The following is an 18,016-nucleotide window of genomic DNA, read 5'->3' as shown; positions in this document are numbered from 1 at the left end:
TTTTACGAAAACATTCCCGCTTCAAGCCACTCATTGATCGGCATCAATACTAAAGAGGGCTTCTTTTATTTAAGGTCGAATGGATGGTCGAAATACTCGCTTCAACGGCATTCATTAATCAACAGCCCTAAACATTTTATCTTTCACAGAAAAAATAATAATCCACTCTCGGTCTGCAGATGGAGCAGACGGATTGCGATAGCACATGAAGATGACAGATTTGAATTTAGGTTAAAATATCACAGCACAACGGCTGTTGAATGGAGGAATGAAAAAAACAGCGAGACGATACTTCTTTATAAGGGGAATAAACGGTGGATACTGAACTATCAAGGAGTAAACAAACTTTCATTACAAAAAGGCTATCTCCCCCATAGTTTTCAAAAGCTGTTTGACAGTCATCACAGCTATATTACATTTTATGAAGCGTATTCTGAAACGGATGACTGGCTGCTCATTTTCCTCTGGCTAATCGACCGGGATTATTTCCTTACAACCTAGTTATCCTTTTGATGCTTTGGGAAAGCTAAGAAAGGTATTGGAGGTGAGGGGATGAATTCAGCCTACAAGGAAGTTCTGAAGGCAATGGATAGGTGTATGGAAGCGTGCAATGTATGTTATCATGCGTGTTTAAAAGAAGAACAGCAGATGATGAGGTGCATAGAGCTCGATCGGGACTGTGCGGAAATTTGTGCATATTCAATCAATGCCATCCAGCGGAGCAGCAAGTTTGTGGATCGGATCTTACGTTTGTGTGCAGAGATATGTGAAGCTTGCGGTACTGAGTGCAAATCACATGATCACAGGCACTGTCAGGACTGTGCAAAAGCGTGTTTCCATTGTGCGGAAGAGTGCAGGAAGTTAATCAAATAAAAGTGAATGCTTCCGCTTTGGAGGCATTTTTCTTTTTATAGTGATTTTTAGAACATCACAATGGTGGCCCTTAGTTAAAAATCAAAATAATTAGCATCTTGCGTGATGCACAGGAGAAACTATGATAGAATAATGATAATCGAATAGGTTATCCTTCGGGGCAGGGTGGAATTCCCTACCGGCGGTGATGAGCAGCATGCTCTCAGTCCGTGACCCGTCTGATTTAAGTCAGGCGGTGGATTTGGTGAAACTCCAAAGCCGACAGTGAAAGTCTGGATGGGAGAAGGAACGGCAGTATTTATGATTATACGATAAAACGTCATCTGACCAATCAGGGATAGATGAAAGTTTTATTTTCAGAAAACAATCATTTTATACTTTATTTGTCATGCCGATCTCCCCAAGTAACTTTACTTGGGGTTTTATTTTTATCGTAGAAAGGGGGTTACCAGATGAAACACACAGATTATATGGAGCTTGCAATCAATATGGCAAAAGCCACGCAGGGACAAACGTCACCAAACCCCTCAGTGGGAGCAGTCGTAGTGAAAGATGGTGAGATTGCCGGAATCGGAACCCATTTGAAAGCTGGAGAAGGACACGCAGAAGTACATGCCATTCAAGCGGCTGGTGAGAAGGCAGCAGGTGCTGATATTTATGTTACGTTGGAACCGTGTTCCCACTATGGGAGAACACCACCTTGTGCACAGCTCATTATTTCGAGCGGAATAAAAAGGGTGTTTGTCGCATCCACTGATCCCAATCCATTAGTTTCCGGCAAAGGAATAGAACAACTGCGAAACGCTGGTTTAGAGGTACATGTAGGATCATGCCGCGATGAAGCGCTGGAACTCAACAAACACTTTTTTCATTTTATGACACATAAAACACCTTATGTGACCTTGAAATCCGCCGTTACACTTGACGGCAAGACCGCTGCATCTTCAGGAGACAGTAAATGGATCACTTCTGAAGAATCAAGACTGGACGTCCACTATGATCGTCACCGGCATGACGCGATATTAGTTGGAGTTAATACCATCATCCGCGATAATCCGCACCTTACCACCCGTTTGCCCCAAGGTGGAAAAAACCCCATTCGAATAATCTTGGATACCAAATTAAGAACACCGTTAGAAGCACATGTTGTAAATGACAATGAAAGTAAGACCCTTATCATCACTAGCGCTTCAGTAAAGGATGACGAAAAGATTCCCTTCCTAGAAGCAGGATGTGAAGTGATTTCGCTTCAAGAAGAGAAAATCAGCCTCCTCCCTTTATTAAGAGAGCTGGGAAGAAGGTCAATTCAATCTCTGTATGTTGAAGGCGGTTCTCTGGTACACGGTTCATTCCTTAAAGAGAGCGCATTTCAGGAATTTATTATGTATATGGCACCAAAACTTGTAGGCGGCAGTGAGGCTTTTACAAGCTTTGGAGGAAGCGGCTTTGAATCGATTGCAGAAGGAATGGAAATGAAAATTAAATCTGTCACGTCCATAGGTGATGATATCAAAATCACAGCTGTCCCCAAAAATCGATTAGTGAAGGAGGAGGGATGACTTGTTCACTGGAATAGTAGAAGAAATAGGAAAACTGGAACAAATAAATAAGTCGACAGCATCGATGACATTATCAATTGCCGCTGACAGGATCCTGAAAGATATTCACATCGGAGATAGTATCAGCGTGAACGGAGTATGCTTGACGGTTACCTCATTTTCAAAAAGGGTTTTCCAAGTCGATGTCATGCCGGAAACATTCGAAGGCACGACACTAAGAAACTTGTCTGCAGGTTCCCCGGTCAACTTGGAAAGAGCCATGGCGGCCGGCGGTCGATTTGGCGGTCATTTTGTTAACGGCCATGTAGATGGTATAGGGACTATAAAAAGGCTTTCGCAAGTCGAAAACGCTGTTTATTTCGATATCTCCATCCCTGAAGAGCTATCTCATTTCTTTATTATGAAAGGTTCGGTGGCAATCGACGGTACATCCTTGACAATATTCGGTCTGAGCGATGATTCAATCACTGTTTCCCTTATTCCCCAAACAAGAGGAGATACAATTCTGGGCGAAAAGAAAACAGGCGACACGGTTAACCTGGAATGTGATGTGATGGCAAAATACTTTCACCGCTTTTATGAAAGGGTAAAGGCTAATGGCCAATCAAGTAAGATAAGCTATGATTTTTTGAGCCAACACGGTTTTGCTGACTAATGGAGGAGGAGTTTCATGTGTTTCATACGATTGAGGAAGCAATAGAAGATCTCAAAAAAGGCAAGGTAGTCATCGTAGTGGATGATGAAAATCGTGAGAATGAAGGCGATTTTGTAGCACTCGCCGAGAAAACCACACCTGAAGTCATCAATTTTATGGCAAAAGAAGGAAGGGGTCTGATTTGTGCCCCGCTTACAGAAGAATTATCAAATGAATTCAAGCTTTCTCCAATGACCGATGAAAATACTGACCCACACGGAACGGCATTTACAATCAGTATCGACCACCGTTCATCCACGACTGGAATCAGTGCATTTGAACGTTCGGAAACAATCCGCCAGCTGTTGAATCCGCAGTCCCTTCCGGAAGATTTCAAACGTCCCGGTCATGTCTTCCCGCTCGTCGCAAAGAAAGGCGGGGTGCTGAAACGTGCGGGCCACACGGAAGCTGCAGTAGATCTCGCATCCCTTGCAGGGGCAAAGCCGGCAGGTGTCATCTGTGAAATCATGAATGAAGACGGAACGATGGCAAGAGTGCCTGAATTGAAGAAGGTTGCTGAAAAATGGGAACTGAAAATGATTACGATAGAAGATTTGATTCGATACCGCCGTAAAAAAGAAGTGCTCGTGACCCGTGAAGTGGAAATTGAATTACCTACTGAATTTGGTCAGTTCAAAGCTGTTGCATACACAGAAATCCTGACGGGTAAAGAACATATCGCCCTGGTCAAGGGTGAGTGGAAAGAAGATGAGGAAATATTGGTCCGTGTACATTCTGAGTGCCTGACAGGGGATGTATTTGGTTCAAACCGCTGTGACTGCGGCCCGCAGCTTGTGACTGCACTGACACAAATAGAGGAAGCGGGGCAAGGTGTCCTTCTGTACATGAGACAAGAAGGGCGGGGTATCGGTTTAATCAATAAACTGAAAGCCTACAAACTTCAGGAAGAAGGGCTTGATACAGTCGAAGCCAATCATAAGCTTGGGTTTGGTGCCGATTTGAGGGAATACGGTATAGGGGCACAAATACTCAGGGATTTGAATATCCAGCGTATCCGGCTGTTGACCAATAATCCACGGAAAATCGCAGGCATCAAGGGCTACGGGCTGGAAATAATGGATCGGGTGCCGATTCAAATGCCTGCAAAGCTTGAAAATGAAAAATACTTAAAAACAAAACATTCGAAGCTTGGCCATTTATTGAAGTTTTAGAAAATATGATGGCGGGAGATAACATCAATTCAACTGGAGGAATATAAAAATGAAAACAATTTATGAAGGTAACTTAGTCGGAACAGGTCTCAAAGTAGCAATCGTCGTTTCACGTTTTAATGAGTTCATTACATCCAAGCTTCTTGGAGGAGCGGAGGATGCGCTGAAAAGACATGGCATCGAGGAAGATGACATCTCTGTCACTTGGGTGCCAGGTGCATTCGAGATCCCGATGATTGCAAAAAAACTGGCTCGCTCCGGTAAATATGATGCGGTTATTACTCTCGGTACGGTTATTCGCGGTGCGACTGCCCACTTTGAATATGTAAGCGGTGAAGTCGCCAAGGGAGTTGCGAATCTGGCTCTTCAGGAAGATATTCCGGTGATTTTTGGGGTGCTCACCACTGACACGATTGAGCAGGCCATTGAACGTGCAGGAACGAAAGCTGGAAATAAAGGCTGGGAAGCAGCAGCCTCCGCGATCGAAATGGCCAATCTTGTACGTGAAATAGACAAATAAACTAATACTAACGAAAGCCGGGTCCGGATTGGTTCCGGCTTTTATGCTTCTTGAAACGACATAAGGTCGTAAAATGAATTTCTTTATTGAAGGCGTTGGCAGCGAAATCTCTATCACTTGGTAACAATTCTTATTGGCAAATCCCTTCTTATTTGCTAGAATAGTATGTTGTGGCTCACCCCTTTTGGGAAGAGCGGGTAGGGAGAGGGCAGTTTTATAGGAAGATTATATGAACGAGCGTAAAGGTATTTTTCAATTGAAGAGTCATGGTACCACGTTCAAGCAGGAGGTAATGGCAGGAGCAATCGGCTATTTTACGATTGTGTATATTATCGCTGTCAATGCTCTCATTCTTTCTGAAGCTGGAATTCCATTTGAAGGGGCGGTAATGGCAACAATACTGGCTTCCTTTGTTGGATGTTTGGTCATGGCATTCTGGGCCAATGCACCAATACTTCTGGTTCCGGGAATGGGCATTAACGCGATGTTTACATTCACACTGGTGAAATCTTCAGGTTTGATGTGGCAGGAAGCATTGGCTGTAGTAGTTGTTTCAGGAATACTGTTCATGATCATTGCTTTTACAAAGCTTTCAAAAATATTATCGGAAGCCATACCAAAAACATTAAAAGAGGCGATTACGGTCGGGCTTGGAATGTTTTTGATGTTTATCGGTCTGGAAAAAGGCGGTCTGATCCAAAGAGGAGACAGCGCACTGATTACAATCGGTGACTTTGGTGAACTAAAGGTGCTGGCAACCGTCCTGACCTTTTTGGTTACGATTTTTCTTTTTATCCGCAATGTAAAGGGACAGTTCCTTTGGAGCATCGCTTTCGGCACGCTGCTAGGGTTCTTATTTGGAATAGAACCTTCCATTTCAGGAGGCTCCTTTCATTGGAGTGAATATGGGCAGGTATTCGGACAGATCTCATTTGATTCTATCCTGAAGATCCCATTTTGGATTGCTGTATTTTCAGTTACGATGGTGCTTGTTTTTGAAAACATAGGTCTGATTCATGGTCATGTTGATATGATTGGTCAGCCTCACAAATATCCAAAAGCTTTTCAAGCAAATGCTTTTTCTGCATTCACATCGGGATTCTTCGGAACAAGTCCGACTGTGGCCACGGTTGAAAGTGCTGCAGCTATGACAGCAGGGGGCAGAACGGGGTTGACTTCTCTGACAACTGGGTTGTTATTCCTGGGATCTGTTATGTTTATTCCATATTTAAAGTGGATTCCGGACCATGCCATCGCTCCGATCCTGATTATCATTGGCGGATTGATGATACAAAACATTCGCCATATGGATCTCAGAGATCTGACTGAAGCATTTCCGGCGATCTTTATCATTGCGATGATTCCTTTCACTTATAGTATTGCAGATGGCATCGCGATCGGATTCATCATGTATCCGATCTTAAAGATGGCCACAGGTAAAGCAAGGGAAGTATCCATCCCGCTTTACATCATTGCAGGGCTTTTCCTGATGAACTTCTTTGTTCATTCGATTCATTAGAAATATAAAGAAAGCGGAGGCGGCATACTTGTCGCCTCCGCTTTCTTTTTCCCTTATAACTCAGTTTTGGCGAAAAGCAAGTCTGCCCTTCACAGCATCCTTAAATTAACAAATGTCGTGGACTTTCTACATATTACTTGATATTATTAAGAAAAATACAAATCTAAATAACTACAAAAAACACAAATATTGGTTACATATGGGGATTTGGCAGGGGTGTGGAGAATGGAAGTATTTGTTGCGAGGCAGCCAATTTTTGATTTGAATGAGGAAAAGGCAGCCTATGAGCTTCTATACAGACATAATCAGGTGAATATGTTTCCTGATATAGATGGAGACCAGGCAACAGCGGATGTTATTATAAATAGTTTTCTAAATATTGGAATTGACTCATTATCATCGGGAAAACCATGTTTTATTAATTTCACTGAAAATCTTCTAAGATTAAAGGTTCCTACTTACTTTAATCCAAGGGAAATCGTGGTTGAAGTACTGGAATCTGTAGAGCCGAGCCGTGAAGTAGTGGAAATCTGTCTTGAACTTAAGAAACTTGGTTACAAGATTGCCTTGGATGATTTTATCTTCAATGAATCAAATCCTTTTTCCAAAGAATTGTTGAAGGCGGCAGATTTTGTGAAAGTGGATTTTCTGACGACGACTGGTGAAATGAGAAAGAGTATTGAAGTATTATCAAGTTTATTGGGATATAAACTGATCGCTGAAAAAGTCGAAACGGAAGAGCAGTATCAGCACGCACGGCAACAAGGTTATCATTATTTTCAGGGATATTTTTTCAGTAAACCGAAAATCATCAGGTCTCATGATGTTCCCACCTATTTTCATTCCTACTTTTCCATCATTCAAAGTCTGGAAATGTCAGAGCCGAGCATCGATGTAATCAGCGGACTGATCGAACAGGATCTTTCTTTGTCTTATAAACTTTTAAAATTGATCAATTCACCTGCATACCGGCCGAAGCATAAGATCCACTCCATACGTCAAGCAATCGTGTTACTAGGATTGATGGAAATCAAACGATGGATCTATGTGCTGGCGGTCAGGGAGCAGGCGGTCTCCAGGAAAAAGATGGAGAATGAAGTCATCACTTTATGTCTTACAAGGGCCAAAATGTGTGAGCTTGCAGCCAAAAAAATGAGAGGTAACATTAACACATCCAGTTATTTTCTCACCGGTCTGTTCTCTCTGATGGACACCATACTTTCGGTCCCTATGAGAAGGATCCTTAATGACTTACCTTTGAATGATGAGATTTGTAACGCATTGACCGGGCATACCAATGAGTTAAAGGCTATGCTGGAACTGGTCATTTCGGTAGAAAAGGCTGAATGGGCAGTTCTTAAAGAAAGAATGAGTACGTTTAAACTGACTGAGCAGGATATTTCAGAAAGTTATCAACAAGCCTGTCTTTGGGCGGAAGCGCTCCTGACTCAGGAAATCACAGATTGATCGGTTACCAGATCGGTTTATAAGTTCCTGGTTTCAGGAATTTCCTTTGCGGCTTAATATATCTTTTTAACTCTATCATCAGCAGCCTCTGCACATTCCTTGATGAGATTTGCCGAGCAATATCCGCTGGGAAGGGATAAATCCCAATCGAATTAAACCGCACCCTGAAAAGACCTTCTTGAAGAAGGTCTTTATTTTGGTTCATTATCTTACCTAAAACAAGAACATTGCTTGAATGGTATTCATCATCCGCTTCGCTGACTTCTTTCACTTGAAAACGAAATAGCAACTCTTCCATTGACAGTCACCTCACTCCTCATCAAAATTATAGGTTCTATTCATTGTATCTGTTTTTACAGGTATTTTCAGTAAAAAACGTGTTGATTAACACAGGGTTTGAGTCAATGTAGTAAACTGATAAAGAGTTATAACTGCACATTGCCAAAAGGAATGGTTTATGGCAAGCTTATAATAAAATTGGACTGTCAATTGAGGCAGTTGAAAGAAAGCAGTCTGTCAGATTGTAAGCAACGGAGGGGTTCAAATGTATTTAAAGCTTATTAAATGTCACGGTTCAGGAAATGACTTTTTACTGATTGATGAAATCACCAACCGGTATACTTTTACAGAAGAAGCAAGACAAAATCTCGCACTATCTTTATGCGATAGGCAAAAAGGGTTAGGTGCAGATGGTATATTATTTGTCCTGGACAGCGAGCGGTGCCATGCCGCAATGAGGGTATTCAATGCAGATGGTTCCGAAGCATCCATGTGCGGCAATGGTCTCAGATGCGCTGGCCGATATGTGTGTGAATTACTGGGCAAAGAAGACATTATCATCGAAACAATGAAAGCCGATTTGAGAGTGACATCAGCACCTGCCATTTATGATGATATTCCTACTTTCAATGTGGAAATCTCTCCTGTATTCTTTGATCTTGATAAAGTACCGATGAATTTAAATAAAGCCAGCTTGGTCGATCAAAAGATTCCTGAAGTATCGAAAAATCTGCAATTTACTGTATTAGCGGTGCCAAATCCCCATCTAATTAGTATTGTAGACACTGAAACCATCATTTCCAACCAACAGAAAATGATTTCAGAAACGGTTAATGGACCGAATAATCTGTTCCCGGATGGAGTGAATGTCAGCTTTGTGCATACATTGGCGAAAGGATCGATTTATGTCCGTACATATGAACGGGGTGTGGGGTTTACCAATGCTTGCGGAACGGCGATGTCAGCATCCAGTCTCGTCACATGTCTTCTCGGTCAGAATGTACTGGGTGAAGAAATCGATGTGTATAACAATGGTGGAAAGGTACGGGTAGTGGTCAATCGTAAAGAGAAAGGTCAATACTTTATGGAATTGATCGGAAATGCTACCTACATGTTTGAGGCTGAACTGCAGCTTTCATTGTCCCAGCCTGAATCTTTCGAGTTGATCGCGCAAACAGATTTCAATGAAGAGGGTGCATACGAACTTCTTCAGAAGCACGCCAAACACATTGTAGACAGTAAAATATTTACAAATGCATAAATAATGAGCCTGGGCGATGACCGACCAGGCTCATTATTTTCTATCCCTTTTCAGAAAGCTGATTACATCCTGAAAAGGTTGTGAATCTTTTACCCGGTTATATTGAGAGAATGGACAGCCGAACCGAATATGACGTTTTAATACTTCTTCTATCGTAAATTCCTCTGGATTTAATCCTTCTCTTACTTCATGCCACCACAATGGAGCAGCTACCAGAGCTTTATCGTTCCCCCTTAAAGAATAGGGTGCGATGATCGTCTTTCCTTCGCCGTGCTGAATGTAATCGACATACAGCCTGCCCTTCCTGTTTTTTTTCATCCGCTCAATCGTGAAGTCAGCGGGATGATTGGATACAAGATAATGAGCGATGAACTCTGTAAATAATCCTGTATCTTTCCAGGAGAAGCCGGGGGGCAGCGGAATATAAATCTGCAGACCTTTATTTCCCGAGGTTTTGACGAAGCTTTGTAACTTCATGCCATCAAATATCTCCTTCATGATAAGTGCAGCCTTAACCGCTAAAGAAAATTGTTCCCGGCTGGGAGGATCCAGATCAAACACAATTTCATTGACATCTTGTTGACCTGCTTTCTGAAAGGGGATGTGAAATTCAAGTGCCAATTGATTCCCCAGCCACATCAGGCTCTCTAATGCATTGCATACGATATAATCGATTCCATCCTTTTCCCGGGTTTGGACATAGTCAGGAGCATAATCAGGTACATTCTTTTGGAAGAAGGATTCTCCAAACATCCCATGCGGATACCGGATACATGTTAATAAACGGTTTCGCAGAAAAGGGAGCATCACGACTGAAATTCTGCGAAGATAACGGATATAATCCAATTTCGTCAGAGATGGCTCCTCCCATAACGGTTTATCAGGATGAGTAATATCCACATTCTGAGGTATACTGGCCTCATCCAGGAGAAATCGTTCCCACGTACATTCATCAGGACGGGAAGAGAACATAAATTGACGAAAATGCGGTTCCCTTAGCTGCTCCTCATACCAATTTAAGTACACAACTTCTAAACATATCGCAGGATTGATATAGGTTTGACTGCCTGCTTTTCCAGATTGATTTCTTTGAATAATTTCTTTCAACGTTCTTTTATCATTTGCTGAAATGCCAAAATGGAATGATCCAATCCCCTTTACTTTTTCATCTTCAAAGACTCCAATATGAAAATAATCATTATTCATGTCAACTGAAGTGATAAAACACAAGCACTTTTTCCAATTTTTTACTTTAAGCCAGGATGTACTCCTTTTTCCTTCTTCCCACTTACTGTCTGAGAGCTTTGCGACCACACCTTCACCCTCTTCACTTGTCACTTTACTCCAAACCGAATTCCAATCTGTATAGAAAGGGACCATTTGAATGACACCCGGGTTTGCAGGATTGGGTTTAAGGGGGAATTCAAGTGTGGAAAAAAGCTTCTTCAACTCCTTTTTCCGCCTGCTGTAAGGTTGGGTACTCCATGATTCTGACCCGCTTTGAATTAGATCGAAAGCCAAAAACTTCGCTGGTCTTTGCGAGGAGGATTTATTAATATTCCTTTTATTTTTCATTCGTCCCCTTATTTGAAGTTCGTAAAATTCTGAGCTCGATGGTGATCGCAGAATAACAACTTCACCATCGAGTACCAATGGAAGTGGTAGGGGAGTGTGGTTCATAAATTCTTTTAAATACTCTTCAATCTCAGGGAAATGAGGTAACAACTCCTTATTGTTCCTGCTTTTCAAACTTATTTCTTTAGCGGCATCAATTCTTAATAACCCTCTAAAACCATCATATTTCACTTCGTAATTCCATTCCCCCTTTAAGGGAGGTTCCCATGTAAGGATAGGCAGCATTGGCTTCATTTAGCATCACCTTGAATATTTTAGTAATCCAGCGCCTGGCATCGAGACGTTTCGGTCCGCTCAATGAAGTCAAAGAGCGACTTCACTGTTCGTCCCGAAAGAGCTTGTCGGGGCTGACCAAGGCGCATGCGCTTTTCTTATTGTCCAGCTCCAGCGCCTAGCCCCTCGAGACGTTTTGGTCCGCCCGATAAAGTCAAAGAGCGACTTCACCGGTCGGCCCGAAAACGCTTGTCGGGGCTGACCAAGGCGCATGCGCTTTTCTTATTGTCCAGCTCCAGCGCCTAGCTCCTCGAGACGTTTTGGTCCGCCCGATAAAGTCAAAGAGCGACTTCACCGGTCGGTCCGAAAACGCTTGTCGGGGCTGACCAAGGCGCATGCGCTTTTCTTATAGTGTGGACAATTCCTGCATCTATTATTTCCAATTGTTTATGGGAATGAAGTGCAATAGGTAACTAAAAGATAAAGTTAATGGGATTCAGTATTTAAAAAGGAGGGTATTGTATTGCATACCATATGGAAAGGTTCGATAAGTTTCGGGTTAGTAAATATCCCAATCAAGCTGCATTCGGCAACCGAAGACAGGGATATAAAGCTGCGTTCTCTTCATAAAGAATGTCACACACCGATCAAGTATGAAAAAGTTTGTCCCGTATGTGAAAAAGAAATCGATCATTCAGACATTGTAAAAGGATATGAGGTTACCAAAGGCAAGTTTGTGGTTTTGGAAGAAGATGAACTGAATCAAATTAAGGAAACAAATGCAGAAAAAACAGTGGAAATTTTGGATTTTATCAAAATAGATGAAATTGACCCGATTTTCTATGACAGAAGTTACTTTGTTTCTCCAAATGATGGAGGGAAGAAAGCTTATACGCTTTTACGGAAAGCTTTGTTGACTTCTGGAAAAGTAGGTATTGCCAAAATTACGATGAGATCAAAAGAACAACTATCAGTGGTAAGGGTATATGAAAATACGTTAGTAATGGAAACGATTCACTATCCGGATGAAGTCAGGATTACCAATGATGTTCCGAATGTACCGGAGAACGATGATGTCTCGGAAAAAGAATTGGAAACGGCCACAATGCTGATTGAACAATTGACTTCAGAGTTCCAGCCTGAAAATTATCACGATGAATACAGGGAACGGTTGAGTCAGTTGATTGAATCCAAGCAAACTGGTGAGAAAGTAGTGACTGCTAAAGAAAAGGCACCAAAAGAAAATGTGACTGATTTGATGGCAGCACTTCAAGCTTCAATTGATTCCACAAAACCGGAAAAGAAAACGGACACTAAAAAGAAACCGGCAAAAAAGAAACCGACGGCGAAGAAGAAAGCACAATAAAAAGAATCAAGTGGGAAGGAGATATACGTTGGAGAAGAGACAACTTAAAAAAACAATATTTTTGATCATCTCTTTCATCTGTTTAGGAATTTTCACTTGGGGATTTGTTTCAATTGTAGAAGAGTGGAAGGAAAATGAAATAGCCGGATTCGACAATGGGGTCTTCGATATCGTTCATGCTTTTGTATCACCAAAGCTGACAATATTGATGACTTCCATTACCTTTTTGGGCGGTGTGAAGTGGCTGAGTATATGCACAATCGGGGTTGTAATCGTATTATTATTTATAAAAAAATATCCATTGGCTGTGTTTGTTGCATTGACTGTAGGACTGGGAGGTTGTTTCAATTGGCTTTTAAAATGGATATTCAAGCGGGACAGGCCTGATATTGAAGCATTGATCGAGCAGGGAGGATACAGCTTTCCGAGCGGACACTCAATGGGGTCGTTCATCTTTTACGGTTCTGTAGCGTTCATGCTTTTTCGCGCGTTTGACAGAAAGGTTTATAAATGGATGAGTGTTGTCTGTCTTTCATCGCTTATTTTCTTTATAGGTATCAGCAGAGTGTATCTTGGCGTTCATTACCCGAGTGATATTATAGGGGGATTTTCAGCAGGTGGCGGGTGGCTCACCCTTTGTATTGCACTGTATATATTTTTTTATAAAAGAAGCGACTGGAAATATGTCGATAAATGAAAACCTGAAACGCTATAACCCGTTTCAGGTTTTTGTATTCAAAAATGGTCAAATTAGTATAGATTAAAAATATATGGACCAAATGAAGTGACGTAAAGAAGGATGTATACCCCCATAAAATAAAAAACTCCACCGAAAGTGCCCCAATCAGGGTTTCTTCCAAATTTCCATACAATTGCCGTCAGCAGGGTGATGACCAATATCCCAGCATAGCCGCTTCCTGAAAAGGTAAGATATTCAGGAGCTACAAAATAGAAATATCCATTCATTGCTTTGTTCATGAACGTAAGAGGCATAATCAGGAAAATGAGTATTGAAACATATTCAACCCAGTTTATCCCGTCTTTCTCAAAAATATTCGGTCTGAACATATACAATAGGATCAGCAGAAATAGTGAAGGCAGTACCCAGTAGAAAGAAGTCATGATGGTGATAACACTGCTGAACATCATAATGATACTATTGTTGACCGCTTCTTTGAGGCTGCGGCTGGTTAGTTCCACACTTGCAGATATAAAATCAGGGTCTTGTGAAGCGCCAAAAAGTTCATATGTATCCCCGTCGTAATCCAGCCATGCGATGCTGTTGCCATTCAGCTGGAGAGGAAAGTAGGAATAGTGTTTGGTGGTTCCTATAGTTTCCGCATCCAGAAGCGAGGTGTCTCCTAAAGGAGCTATGTATACACTTACAGCGTTTTCATCACTCACTTTATGTCCTTCTGATGTGAAAAGGATGGCATTGCTTTCATCAACTGTAACTAATTTTGCTGAGCGTGGTCCTTGAAGTGCCTCACCAGAATCCACATTTCTGAATTTTAGCTTTTGAGGGGTCAGGGTACCTGTACCTAATTCACTCAAAGGAGCTTCCAATTTCATAATCGAATAGCTTAATACACCTTGCGCCCTTTGTTCCTCATTATATAAAACTGTCAGACTTCCGTTTTCTACTTTAAACGTCAAGCCGTCAATATGATGATTCGTGGAAATCTTTACTGAAGCGAAAGGATTACCGACTATTTTCCCGTTTTCATCCATATAATGTAGAACGGCAGATGTATCATTCATTTGTTCCTGTACAATCGAAATACCTTTGTCGCCTTGGTAGACTTCCATAATATTTTTTGAGAAAGTGTGTATCTCTTTACTGGATAAATCCGCTGGATCCAATGAATACAGTTCATTGTTCACCCAATAATAGATATTTCCGCCAGAAGTGCTAAGCCCGGTTGCTCCCTCTTCAATAACTTTGTCTTGATTGTTCTCAGTTGCAACCAGTTGACCTGATTTCATTTGAATAAACACAGAACCGTTTGACCAGAACGGAAATCCGCGGGTTATTTTTGTATTCTGTACAGATTCTTTTGTTTTGTTTAATTGATCATCAAAAGACAATTGACGTACTTTTCCGTTTTCCGTCAGAAACAAGCTCTCGTTATTGAAGAATACCTGAGGCCGGTCCTCAGTAGTAAACCCTAGCGGAACCGACCGGCTCCAGTCAGGCTGGGGCTGTTTCTTGACCTCCAGTAATTGATGAATGAATAATGCACCTAGCAGCAGCAGCATCAGCAAGAAAGGTACACCGAACGATGTTAGTTTTTCTTTCACCATGATCCCCCTAATCTCTTTCTATATATTTGATATCAATTTAGAATTTTACCATAATTCAATCATATTGACACCAAATTTTTCCTTTCTTACGTTTTATTAAGATATCCGACTCGGCTGCAGTTTCATGAATGATGAAAAGCAAGGGAGTGGATGACATATGTTTTCACCTGAAAAGATGATGAACTTTCAAATGTTTTCAAGTGTACACCTTTTGACACTTTTATTGTTTGCATTTATAACTGCTGGAATTTTACTCTGTTTATCCAAATTTTCAAATGTGAAATGGATAGGGACTATTCTTGTGTGTACTCTTTGTATTTCTGAAATAAGTTATCAAATGTGGACGATATCAAACGGAATTTGGTCTATTCAAAAAACTTTGCCTCTCCATTTATGCAGCATAAGTACATTCATAGGCATTTATTTGTATTTCAAACGGGGAAGCAGATTGTTTTATCTATTCCTCTATATCGGTTTCATCCCTCCCATACTTGCACTCATCAGTCCAGATATTCCGTATGCTTTTCCTCATTATCGGTATATAAAATATTTTCTTCATCATATGGCCATTCCTTTGATGGTTCTGTATTTATTTTATTATGATCATTACCCGCTTCGAAAGGGTTCCATTCTTTACGGGCTTGGCTTAGTCAATTGTTTAGCAGTCCCTATCTATATTGTGAATAAAGTAAGCGGTTCGAACTACTTCTTTTTGTCAGGGCCGCCTGAAGGGAATACCCCTTTATTATGGTTCGGGGATGGGATCACTTATATTGTCAATCTGGAGATTGCGGCAGTTATTGTCTTCTCTTTGAATTACCTTTTGTTTAAATTCATTGCAGGGAAAAGGAGGAAATTGGAAATTTCAACGCTCATTAGCAATGAAAAAGCTCAATCTTAAAAATATCTTTATTTTTGTTGACAAAGCTTGATAGAAGAATTACAATGATATTGAAAATCATTCTCAATGAAAACAAAAGAGTTTCCCCCTCTTTCTTTCTATTTTGGAGAATGGTTCATGATTACCCCCCTTTAATAAATCGTAGAGACAATCCCGGAGTGATAACTCCGGGATTGTCTCTTTTCCTTTGTATATACGAAGCTATTGCATTTCACCGCCGGCTGTCGTAAATTGTAAATGGATGCGCACGTTGGAGAGGTAAAGGAGTGAAAAAGAGTGAGTGAAAAAGAAGATAAACGGTTTCATATCGCTCATCGCGAAGCGTTAATCGGAATTGTCTTAGTTGTAATTAATTTTGTATGGTGGTTTAGCTTTGCGTTCGGCCTTGGCAGCGGTCCTGTTTCAGAATATGGGTGGGTGATGGGAATGCCGGCATGGTTTTTTTACAGCTGTATTGCCGGCTTTCTGCTGATGGTTATTTTAGTGGTGTTTGTCGTTACGTATATGCTGACAGATATCCCTTTTGAGGATGAGGGGGATTATCGTGAATAGCATGGCATTGTTTCCTTTAATCATCTTTTTAATCATCATATTCATAGTTGGAGTTTATTCTTCAAGAAACATAGGGAAAGCAGATTCATTCGTGCAGGATTATTTCCTCGGAAGCAGACAGCTTGGAGGGTTCATTCTGGCAATGACCATGATGGCTACATATGGAAGTGCAAGCAGCTTCATCGGTGGACCTGGCGCAGCTTATTCGTTTGGATTATCCTGGGTACTGTTAGCGATGTCGCAAGTTGTAACAGGCTATTTCGTCCTACTTGTTCTCGGTAAAAAGTTTGCCATCATGTCCAGGAAATATAATGCGGTTACATTGGTAGACTATTTACAGGGACGTTATAAAAATCATTACATAACAATCCTTTCCGCACTCAGCATTATCATTTTTCTGTTCTCCGCGATGATTGCCCAATGGGTAGGAGGAGCGAGGCTAATAGAATCCTTAACAGGTCTTTCATATAAGAGTGCGCTATTTCTGTTCGCCGTTTCAGTACTGGTTTATGTCATTATCGGGGGATTCAAGGCGGTGGCCGTCACCGATGCCATTCAGGGAGTCGTAATGCTCGCAGGTACGATTATCTTATTGATTGCGACAATTGTGGCAGGAGGCGGCATGGAAAATATTATGATGGATCTAAAAGCGGAAAATCCTAATCTGCTAAGTCCAAATGGTGCAAATGGTGAATTGAGTGCCAGATATATATCTTCATTTTGGATACTGGTGGGTGTGGGTGTGGTAGGTTTGCCGCAAGTAGCTGTAAGGGCTATGAGTTATAAAAATTCACGTTCCTTGCACCGAGCTCTGATAATCGGGACGATTGTAGTCGGATCGATCATGCTGGGCATGCATTTGATCGGTGTGCTTGCGCGGGCGGTGATACCTGGAGTGGAGGTAGCGGATAAAGTTATGCCCCTCCTTGCTTTGGAAGTGCTGCCCCCTTGGCTGGCGGGGATTGTACTGGCAGCTCCGATGGCTGCAATCATGTCGACAGTTGATTCGCTCTTATTGATTGTTTCCTCTGCTATCGTTAAGGACCTTTATATGAACTATATAAATAAAGACGCGGGTGAAAAGAAGGTCAGGAAGATGAGCTTCGTGGTTACTTCCATTACAGGAACTGCCGTATTCCTTATGGCTCTTAGTCCGCCTGAGTTAATTATCTGGCTCAATTTATTTTCCTTCGGAGGTTTGGAAGCAGTATTTATTTGGCCGATCGTACTGGGGTTATACTGGAAATCCGGGAACGCATACGGTGCATTGGCTTCCATGATTTCCGGGTTGGTTTCATATATTTTATTTCACAGTTTCCTCCCGAATTATTTAGATATGCACACTGTCGTATTCCCCATTCTTATATCGTTCGTCATGTACATGTCCATCTCGCTGATCACAAAGCGGAACGTAATCAGCTGATAAGTAGTGGGACAGTCCTTAACTGGATAAAGGGCTGTCCCCATATATATTAGAAGGAGATTGATGCATGAAAATAGAACTAGTAAATGAGGTGGGGAAAATGAGTTGGAAACTGACAAAATATAAAGATATCAATAGCTTCTACAACAGAGTCTATCCGTTTCTTCTTAGGAAAGAACCAGAAAATAATTTATCTCTGGGGCTGTTGAACGATATCAAAACGGGTGGGCGGTATAAAGACCCTCTGCTGATAAGCGTTGAAGGTGAAGGTTCTCAGC

General features: G+C 41.5%; 18 protein-coding genes and 1 riboswitch. Of the genes, 15 read left to right on the top strand and 3 right to left on the bottom strand.

The genetic code is table 11. The features are described 5' to 3' along the window. From HP456_RS08715 to HP456_RS08680, 8 genes are all read left to right on the top strand, one after another. The coding region (locus HP456_RS08715; protein ID WP_172250096.1) for a hypothetical protein at window positions 1-501 on the top strand (501 nt) is incomplete at its 5' end. Between the two features lie 51 nt (window positions 502-552). Then, window positions 553-873, top strand: coding sequence for a four-helix bundle copper-binding protein (locus HP456_RS08710; protein WP_172250094.1), 321 nt, complete (start codon window positions 553-555; stop codon window positions 871-873). A gap of 147 nt (window positions 874-1,020) precedes the next feature. Further along, window positions 1,021-1,165, top strand: a riboswitch (FMN riboswitch). Window positions 1,166-1,325: 160 nt separating this feature from the next. Continuing rightward, the gene (ribD, locus tag HP456_RS08705) at window positions 1,326-2,432 is read left to right on the top strand and encodes a bifunctional diaminohydroxyphosphoribosylaminopyrimidine deaminase/5-amino-6-(5-phosphoribosylamino)uracil reductase RibD (protein WP_172250092.1); all 1,107 of its coding nucleotides are present in this window, start codon (window positions 1,326-1,328) and stop codon (window positions 2,430-2,432) included. A 1-nt stretch (window position 2,433) separates the two neighbouring features. Next, window positions 2,434-3,087, top strand: coding sequence for a riboflavin synthase (gene ribE, locus HP456_RS08700; protein ID WP_172250090.1), 654 nt, complete (start codon window positions 2,434-2,436; stop codon window positions 3,085-3,087). 17 nt (window positions 3,088-3,104) lie between these two features. Beyond that, window positions 3,105-4,298: a bifunctional 3,4-dihydroxy-2-butanone-4-phosphate synthase/GTP cyclohydrolase II gene (locus HP456_RS08695; RefSeq protein ID WP_172250088.1), complete on the top strand. Its 1,194-nt coding sequence runs from the start codon at window positions 3,105-3,107 to the stop codon at window positions 4,296-4,298. A 49-nt stretch (window positions 4,299-4,347) separates the two neighbouring features. Further along, window positions 4,348-4,818, top strand: a complete 471-nt coding sequence (gene ribH, locus HP456_RS08690; RefSeq protein ID WP_172250086.1) for a 6,7-dimethyl-8-ribityllumazine synthase — start codon at window positions 4,348-4,350, stop codon at window positions 4,816-4,818. Between the two features lie 229 nt (window positions 4,819-5,047). Further along, the gene (locus tag HP456_RS08685; RefSeq protein ID WP_172250084.1) at window positions 5,048-6,337 is read left to right on the top strand and encodes an NCS2 family permease; all 1,290 of its coding nucleotides are present in this window, start codon (window positions 5,048-5,050) and stop codon (window positions 6,335-6,337) included. Between the two features lie 225 nt (window positions 6,338-6,562). Then, the gene (locus HP456_RS08680) at window positions 6,563-7,804 is read left to right on the top strand and encodes an EAL and HDOD domain-containing protein (RefSeq protein WP_172250082.1); all 1,242 of its coding nucleotides are present in this window, start codon (window positions 6,563-6,565) and stop codon (window positions 7,802-7,804) included. Window positions 7,805-7,808: 4 nt separating this feature from the next. Here the strand turns inward: HP456_RS08680 and HP456_RS08675 are convergent, their stop codons facing one another. After that, window positions 7,809-8,102, bottom strand: coding sequence for a hypothetical protein (locus tag HP456_RS08675; RefSeq protein ID WP_172250080.1), 294 nt, complete (start codon window positions 8,100-8,102; stop codon window positions 7,809-7,811). A gap of 246 nt (window positions 8,103-8,348) precedes the next feature. Here HP456_RS08675 and dapF point away from each other — a divergent pair, with 246 nt between their 5' ends. Continuing rightward, window positions 8,349-9,344, top strand: coding sequence for a diaminopimelate epimerase (dapF, locus tag HP456_RS08670; RefSeq protein WP_172250078.1), 996 nt, complete (start codon window positions 8,349-8,351; stop codon window positions 9,342-9,344). A 33-nt stretch (window positions 9,345-9,377) separates the two neighbouring features. On the opposite strand, the gene HP456_RS08665 is transcribed toward dapF, so the two are convergent. Next, window positions 9,378-11,204, bottom strand: coding sequence for a DNA ligase D (locus HP456_RS08665; RefSeq protein WP_312857745.1), 1,827 nt, complete (start codon window positions 11,202-11,204; stop codon window positions 9,378-9,380). A gap of 511 nt (window positions 11,205-11,715) precedes the next feature. Here HP456_RS08665 and ku point away from each other — a divergent pair. Together ku and HP456_RS08655 are read left to right on the top strand one after the other, a co-directional pair. Next, window positions 11,716-12,558: a non-homologous end joining protein Ku gene (ku, locus tag HP456_RS08660; protein ID WP_172250074.1), complete on the top strand. Its 843-nt coding sequence runs from the start codon at window positions 11,716-11,718 to the stop codon at window positions 12,556-12,558. A gap of 28 nt (window positions 12,559-12,586) precedes the next feature. Continuing rightward, a complete protein-coding gene (locus HP456_RS08655; RefSeq protein WP_172250072.1) occupies window positions 12,587-13,255 on the top strand; it encodes a phosphatase PAP2 family protein in 669 nt (222 codons plus the stop codon). A gap of 53 nt (window positions 13,256-13,308) precedes the next feature. On the opposite strand, the gene HP456_RS08650 is transcribed toward HP456_RS08655, so the two are convergent. Further along, window positions 13,309-14,859: a hypothetical protein gene (locus HP456_RS08650; RefSeq protein WP_216663215.1), complete on the bottom strand. Its 1,551-nt coding sequence runs from the start codon at window positions 14,857-14,859 to the stop codon at window positions 13,309-13,311. Between the two features lie 160 nt (window positions 14,860-15,019). Between HP456_RS08650 and HP456_RS08645 the strand changes: the two genes are divergently transcribed. The 4 genes from HP456_RS08645 to HP456_RS08630 form a co-directional block, all read left to right on the top strand. Further along, a complete protein-coding gene (locus tag HP456_RS08645; protein WP_172250068.1) occupies window positions 15,020-15,763 on the top strand; it encodes a YwaF family protein in 744 nt (247 codons plus the stop codon). Window positions 15,764-16,039: 276 nt separating this feature from the next. Further along, complete coding sequence (locus HP456_RS08640; RefSeq protein WP_172250066.1) at window positions 16,040-16,315, top strand: YhdT family protein; 276 nt, start codon at window positions 16,040-16,042, stop codon at window positions 16,313-16,315. Further along, window positions 16,308-17,738, top strand: a complete 1,431-nt coding sequence (gene panF / locus HP456_RS08635) for a sodium/pantothenate symporter (protein ID WP_172250064.1) — start codon at window positions 16,308-16,310, stop codon at window positions 17,736-17,738. The genes HP456_RS08640 and panF overlap by 8 nt, the downstream gene beginning before the upstream one ends. A gap of 67 nt (window positions 17,739-17,805) precedes the next feature. After that, window positions 17,806-18,016, top strand: a 211-nt coding sequence (locus HP456_RS08630; RefSeq protein WP_172250062.1) for a hypothetical protein, incomplete at its 3' end; no start/stop codon positions are given.

It is taken from the genome of Bacillus haikouensis (genome assembly GCF_013179555.1).
GTDB classification, from domain to species: domain Bacteria; phylum Bacillota; class Bacilli; order Bacillales; family Bacillaceae_B; genus Rossellomorea; species Rossellomorea haikouensis_A.
The sequence above is the reverse complement of the archived record's forward strand: the minus strand, read 5'-3'. Positions and strand labels throughout refer to the sequence as shown.